Raw genomic sequence first — 6,146 nt, 5'->3', positions numbered from 1 at the left:
GTAAATACCCGTGGTTGGATTTTCACCAACTAGATGTATGCCATGCCCGGCACACAAAATTAAAACACAGATTTCTCTGTGTTTTAAATAAATGTAATAATTATTTTAACAATTATTCTCCAGATATTGCGAGTTGATCGACAAGCAGGGATCCACAGCACACGCTGTTCAAATCCTGACGGCCGTCATGGCCTAAGGCAAGAATTGAATTCATCATTTCAAGATAGTTCCCCGCAATCGTGATCAAATGAACCGGATAGGCCAGCTTGCCCTGTTCGATTTTAAAACCGCTGGCCTGCAATGAGAAATCACTCGTCAGCGGGTTCAGTCCCGCGTGCAGACCTTGTAAGTCGGTAATCAGCACGCCGTCCTCGATCTGCGTGATCATTTCATCCAGGGATAAATCCCCCGGTTTTACAAGCAGGTTGGTCGGCGAAACCTGAACCGGAGCGCTGCAGCCGTTTTTAAACCCGTTGCCCGTCGAAGTCCGGCTGCCTTTCAGCGCGCTCTTGCGGTCATATAAAGCTTCCTTGAATACACCGTTTTCGACGATCACTGTGCGCTGGGTCGGCACGCCTTCATCATCGAAATCACAGCTGGAAAAGCCATCGGGCAACTGCGGTTCGTCAACGATAGTGATCAGCGGACTCATGATGTTCTCACCCTGCCGGTCTTTCAGAATGGATAAATCCTTTTGAATCTGGTCAGCGCTGAACATTGCCCATAAGGAAGCCAACAGATCCGTCGCGACGTCATAACGTAAAATTGTCCGGTACCTGCCGGAAGGAATCCGCACAGCGTCCAGCTTGTTCACCGCTTCCCGAACCGCTTCCTCAACGAATTCAGCCGCTTTATCCTCATCCAAATCCTTGATCGCACGCCAGCTGAAGCCGTTGGTCTGTTCTTTCCCATTGGAAGCGATGACGCTCAGCGTGATCAAGCCCAGCGTCGAGCGCCGCATCGCCTTCAGCCCCTGTGTATTGGCCAGCGTCGTTAAGGACTCCGTTTCCTGATAACCGCAGGCCGATACCCGCAGGATTCGCGAATCCTGCTTCAGGGCCGCAGCTTCCACCTTTTTCATGAATTCGATCTTCTCGCTCACGGTTCGGCGGGCGAGTGTATCATCGCCGCGGTCGTCGTTCATCGGCGTCTGTCCCGGCGTTAACAACACAGTGTCTTCTGTTTCCAAAGCGTCGGCCAGCTGGCGGCATTGAATCGCCAAGGCCCGCAATGACGCTTCATCGGTTTTCTCCGTATAGGCGCTGGCGCAGCGGCCCTGACGCGTCCCCCGCAGCGAGAGACCATTTTTATCCGAAACGACAAACTGGCGCGGCTGCCCGTCCAGAATGTCAAAGCGCAGCGTCCGGGTCTGACTCTGATAGACCTCCGCTTCTTCCAGGCCTTCTTCTTTTGCGTAGCTTAAAATTGTTTCCGCGATCATTTCAATTTTCCTCCTTTGCCGCCGACCGTCATGTGCGTAACGCGGATCGTCGGCTGGCCGACATCCGTCGGAATCGAACCGCTCTTGGAACCGCACATCCCCTGCTCGCGCGAACCGTTGTCCGCAATCTTATCAATTCTGAACAGAATTTCCGCGCCGTTGCCAATCAGGGTCGCGCCCCGCACCGGTTCAGCCAGCTTGCCGTCGCGGATCATATAGGCTTCCAGGACCGCGAAGTTGAAATCACCGGTGACCGGATTCACGGATCCGCCGCCTAAACGCTTGGCATACAACCCTAACGGCGTATCGGCGATAATTTCCTCAAACGTCGACGTGCCGTTCAACAAGAAGGTATTGGTCATCCGCGACGTCGGTTCAAAGGTGTAATCCTGACGGCGCGCGGAGCCGGTCGCTTCCATACCCATCCGCCGGGCATTCAGCGGATCGATCAAATAGCCCTTCAGCACGCCGTTTTCGATCAACAGATTGCGGCGGGTGGCCTGGCCTTCATCGTCGATATTGTTGGAACCCCAGGCATGCGGAATCGTTCCGTCGTCAACGGCGTTGACCAGCTCGCTGGCCACCTTTTGACCCAGCTTGCCGCAGAAGACAGAATTGCCGTAAGCAACGCTGGTGGCTTCTAAGGAATGGCCGCAGGCTTCATGGAAGATGACGCCGCCAAAACCGTTGTCGATCACGACGGTCATTTCCCCGCTCGGGCATTCGTCGGCGTTCAGCATCACCTTGGCCGTGCGGGCAGCGTCCCGTGCCATCGCTTCGACGTCGATCTGATCATAGAATTCATAGCCGGCATGCGCGCCCGGTGCTTTCGCAGAATTCTGCATCCGGTCGCCGTCCATCGCGACCGCCTGCATGCGCAGCCGCGTCCGCTGGCGGTTATCGCGCACCAGCCTGCCGTCGCTGGAGGCGATGATGACGGTCTGGTCTTCATCAGCCAGATTGACTATCGCTTTTTTGATCACCGGATCGTAGTTCAGCAGCGCGTCGTTGGCCCGCTGCATCAAAGCCCGGCGCTGGGCTAACGTCACGCTTTGCACGGGAATTTCCGGGGCGTGCTGATCCTGAATAATTTGTTCCTGAATCGCCGGACATTCCGCCTCACGTTTGCGGCCGATCGCCGCGGTCAGCTGATCGATCACCGTGAGGATCTTTTCCTCCTCCTGCTCGTTGGTATAGCCGTACACCGTGCGCAGCCCGTCAAAGATCCTAATCGACAGCCCCCAGCGTAATCCGCTGTTGGCCGCCTCCAGTTTCCCGTTGAGCATCGAAGCGCTGCACGTCCACTTTTCTTCCTCAAACAGCTCCGCGAAATCGCCGCCCCGCGCCAATGCCCGGTCGAGATACCGCTGCGCTTTTTTTGTGTCTAAAAACATGATTTCTCCCTTCCTTTCCTTGTTTTTCATGAATTATTCACGATGGATAACTTGTTTTTCTGTGTGAATGTTGCTATGATGGGACTTGTAGTTTTTCAAAAGGAGTGATTTCATTGGAAAAACCCATTGGATCCCGGTTGAATTTTACTGATTCCGAAGAAGCGCTGGTCAGCGAATTCATGGAATTGGTACAGGATATACTGCATATCGACGACGTTCAGGAGCTGCGCGATTATGTCCAGCATTGCAAGACCACGCGCCTGCAGCACTGCGTCAACGTCGCTTATTATACATTTTTAATCAGCCGCCGGCTGAACCTGAACGTCCGCAGCGCCACCCGCGGCGCGCTGCTGCGCGACTTTTATCTGTATGACTGGAAGAATAACGAGCAGCCGATCGAAGGCCGTCACAGCGTCGTGCATCCGCAGGTCGCGCTGGCGATGGCCCGGCAATACACCGCGGTGGATCCGATCATGGAAGATTGTATTCTCAACCACATGTGGCCGATGTCCCGCCAGCGTCCGCAGACAAAGGAAGGCTGGGTCGTCCAGGGGGTGGATAAGCTGTGCGCCGCCATGGAAATGGGCACGCAGTCAGCCCGCCGCCTCAGTCCGGTCAAGCTGAAAGCACTGATGGTCTCGGCGATTGCCGCCCGGTATTAAACCGGTCCGGATCGTTGCGATAGCCTTTCCTTGAAACACGCCTTTGCCGGCGTGTTTTTTTTGCGGCATTGCCGCGCCTGCCGCCTCGCTCTCTTTTTGTCTGAATCACGAAAGCAAGCAAAGGCTTACCGCAGCGGGCAAGCCTTGTTTGTTTATTCGTTACGCCTGATAAACGATCTTGCCGTCGATGATCGTGCAGAGGTTGCGCGCATCGGTATCAACTGCCGGCATACCGTCAAAAATCAGCACGTCGCCGTCTTTGCCCGCTTCTAACGAACCGACCCAGTCGTCGCAGCCGATGATCTTTGCGGCGTTGATCGTAATCATCGCCAGCGCACGCAGCTCATCCAGACCGGTACGCACCGCTTCGCCGGCCTGCGTGATGATCATATACGGAACAAAGCACGGGCCGTCCGTCATGATTGCGCAGCAGACGCCCCGCCGGTCCAGCTCAGCCAGACAGTCGATATCAACCTTGCAGCCCTCGCCGCCAAACAGCGGCGCACCCAGCGGACCGTAAATCACGCCGCGGACATGCTTGCTCGAAGCGATCTCATCATAGAAATCGCTGGACCCTAACGCATGATCAAGCGTCACGTCGAAATCAAATTCATCCGCCAGCTGCAGCAATGACATCATGTCGTGCTGATAACAATGCACCTTGAGCGGAATTTTCTTTTCCAGAACCAGCAGTCCGTTTTCCATCCCCTGATCGAACTTCGGCATTTTCTCCGGATCACTTACACCCAGAACTTTTTTCGCCTGATAGTCCTTTACTTTGAGGAAGTAATCGCGAAACAGATCCGCCACGCCTAAACGCGACATCGGCAGCGCTGTGCGCGGTCCGTAAACGCCCTTCGGGTTCACGCCCATCGCCGCTTTCAGCGCGATCGGATTGCGCAGCGTCCGGCTGGCCAGCGACGTCCCCGCTGATTTGACGGCGCACGCTAAGCCGCAGATCACGTTGCCGCTGCCCGGCGTAATCGCGCTGGTCGTAATTCCGGCCTTTGCAGATTCCATAAAGGAACGGTCAAGCGGATTGATGCCGTCGTAAGCCTGAATTTCCGGCGTCTGCGGTTTGGTCAGTTCATTGAGATCCTGTGCTCCGGTATCCGTATCGAAGCCGCCGATATGCGAATGCGCGTCGACCAGCCCCGGCATGACGATTTTACCGCTCGCATCCAGAATTTCTGCCCCGGGGGCTTCCAGATTCGCGGCCACCTCGATGATTTTGCCATCGTCGCCGATCAGCACGTCGGCCTGTTCCAGAACGCCCTGCGGCCCCATCGTCAGGACTTTGCCATTTTTTATAAGAAGCATTTCATCGCATCTCCTTTCCGATACAGAATTTCACCGTTGGCGATCGTCATTTCCACGGCGCCCTTGTAGCTGGTGATCGGATTGGCGCTCCACAAGACGAGATCGGCGCGCTTGCCTTCTTCCAACGAACCGGTCAGCTGTTCGATCCCCAAGAGCTTCGCCGCGTTGTAGGTCAGCATCGTCAGCACGGTTTCGCTGTCATGAATCGCTTTCTGCATTTCCAACGCCGACCACAACAGATCCTCGCGGCCGCCAAAACCATTATCCGCCGCGCTGAACGCCACCGTCGCGCCCTGCTTCGCCAGCTGGGCAATTCCCACGTAATCGGTATTGCGCGTATATTTGTTGAAACCGTTAGCGGGATTGGCAACGATCAAACCGCAGCGCTTTTCCGCCAGCTCCTGCAATGAACCATCGACGCCGAAGCCGCCGCAGAACACAAGATCGAGGTCATAATCCGCGACTGCCCGCAGCACCGAACGGATTTCCGCCGGCGTGTTGCAGCTGACAAACAGCGGCATCTGCTTATCGACGACCTGTTTCAAGGCCGCCAGCTTTTCATCGCGTTCAACCTTATCTTCTTCCGGATGGTAATCCTTCGCGGCCGCCAGTTTTTCTTTCAGCATCGCAAAAATCCCCATTTTGGTCATCGGCGCGAGATTGCGGGAACCGTAAGCTTCCTTCACCGCCTCTGTGACCGAAGCTTTCATGCCGACCTTTTCCCGGATCAACATTTTCATCGGATTGACGCCGTGCACCTCAAAAGCCGCCATCTGACCGCCGAACACATTGTTGTTGGACGGCGCGACGCCGACCGCGGTGATGCCGAAGGCGTAGATCTGCTGCCGGGTAATTCCCCGGCCGTTAAAGGCATATTTGACGTCCAGCTGCGGCGTAAACACGTCGGAGCGTTCATCGTTGTCGTTGGCGTTGCCGCGGATTTCCCGGCCCGGGCCAAGAATTCCCCAATCGCTCAGCGGATCAATAAAGCCTGGAAACACATGCATCCCGGCAGCGTCAATCACGTCTGCGCCGGAGGCTTCCAGATGTTCGCCGATTTTGACGATCTTTCCGCCGTCAATCAACAGATCCGTGGTGCTTACCTGTCCCCGGCCGTTATGAACACAGCCGTTTTTTAATAAAATCATCGAATTCATCATCCTTTCCCTGATGTCCATTATACTGGTTTCCTGCGCCGGCTTCCAGAGGTTTCCGGTTCAGAATACGCAAAGTCGTCAAAAATGAGGTTCCCCGCGATGTAGATCCGCTGAAAAAATAGGGTAGAGGGAAAATAAATTTCGCCCCTCCCATTGCACCGTACGTACGGAT

The 6,146-nt window shown here is 55.4% G+C and carries 6 protein-coding genes; 1 reads left to right on the top strand and 5 read right to left on the bottom strand.

Features of this window, described 5'->3' with window-relative positions; all coding sequences use genetic code 11:
• Positions 1-112: 112 nt before the first annotated feature.
• Both I2G61_RS16130 and I2G61_RS16125 read right to left on the bottom strand, forming a co-directional pair.
• Entirely contained in the window at positions 113-1,441 is a 1,329-nt protein-coding gene (locus I2G61_RS16130) for a TldD/PmbA family protein (RefSeq protein WP_195548469.1), read from the bottom strand.
• The gene (locus tag I2G61_RS16125; RefSeq protein WP_072684784.1) at positions 1,438-2,835 is read right to left on the bottom strand and encodes a TldD/PmbA family protein; all 1,398 of its coding nucleotides are present in this window, start codon (positions 2,833-2,835) and stop codon (positions 1,438-1,440) included. Before I2G61_RS16125 ends, I2G61_RS16130 begins: the two co-directional genes overlap by 4 nt.
• A 104-nt stretch (positions 2,836-2,939) precedes the next feature.
• On the opposite strand from I2G61_RS16125, the gene I2G61_RS16120 reads away from it, so the two are divergent.
• Positions 2,940-3,497, top strand: coding sequence for a phosphohydrolase (locus I2G61_RS16120; RefSeq protein WP_083538559.1), 558 nt, complete (start codon positions 2,940-2,942; stop codon positions 3,495-3,497).
• 159 nt (positions 3,498-3,656) lie between these two features.
• Here I2G61_RS16120 and I2G61_RS16115 read toward each other — a convergent pair whose 3' ends face one another.
• The 3 genes from I2G61_RS16115 to I2G61_RS16600 all read right to left on the bottom strand — a co-directional run.
• Positions 3,657-4,817 (bottom strand): amidohydrolase family protein, encoded by a 1,161-nt coding sequence (locus tag I2G61_RS16115; protein WP_072684782.1) that lies wholly within the window; start codon positions 4,815-4,817, stop codon positions 3,657-3,659.
• Entirely contained in the window at positions 4,805-5,965 is a 1,161-nt protein-coding gene (locus tag I2G61_RS16110; protein WP_159432802.1) for an amidohydrolase family protein, read from the bottom strand. The genes I2G61_RS16115 and I2G61_RS16110 overlap by 13 nt, the downstream gene beginning before the upstream one ends.
• On the bottom strand, positions 5,934-6,146 hold a 213-nt coding region (locus I2G61_RS16600), incomplete at its 5' end, for a hypothetical protein (RefSeq protein WP_229100791.1). The genes I2G61_RS16110 and I2G61_RS16600, both read right to left, overlap by 32 nt.

It is taken from the genome of Holdemania sp. 1001095H_141210_F2, assembly GCF_015558105.1.
Classification (GTDB): domain Bacteria; phylum Bacillota_I; class Bacilli_A; order Erysipelotrichales; family Erysipelotrichaceae; genus Holdemania.
The sequence above is the reverse complement of the archived record's forward strand: the minus strand, read 5'-3'. Positions and strand labels throughout refer to the sequence as shown.

Bases quoted from the DNA above. Each gene is read 5' to 3' on its own strand.
- I2G61_RS16130 (WP_195548469.1), bottom strand. From the start codon at position 1,441: ATGATCGCGGAAACAATTTTAAGCTACGCAAAAGAAGAAGGCCTGGAA.
- I2G61_RS16125 (WP_072684784.1), bottom strand. From the start codon at position 2,835: ATGTTTTTAGACACAAAAAAAGCGCAGCGGTATCTCGACCGGGCATTG.
- I2G61_RS16115 (WP_072684782.1), bottom strand. From the start codon at position 4,817: ATGCTTCTTATAAAAAATGGCAAAGTCCTGACGATGGGGCCGCAGGGC.
- I2G61_RS16110 (WP_159432802.1), bottom strand. From the start codon at position 5,965: ATGATTTTATTAAAAAACGGCTGTGTTCATAACGGCCGGGGACAGGTA.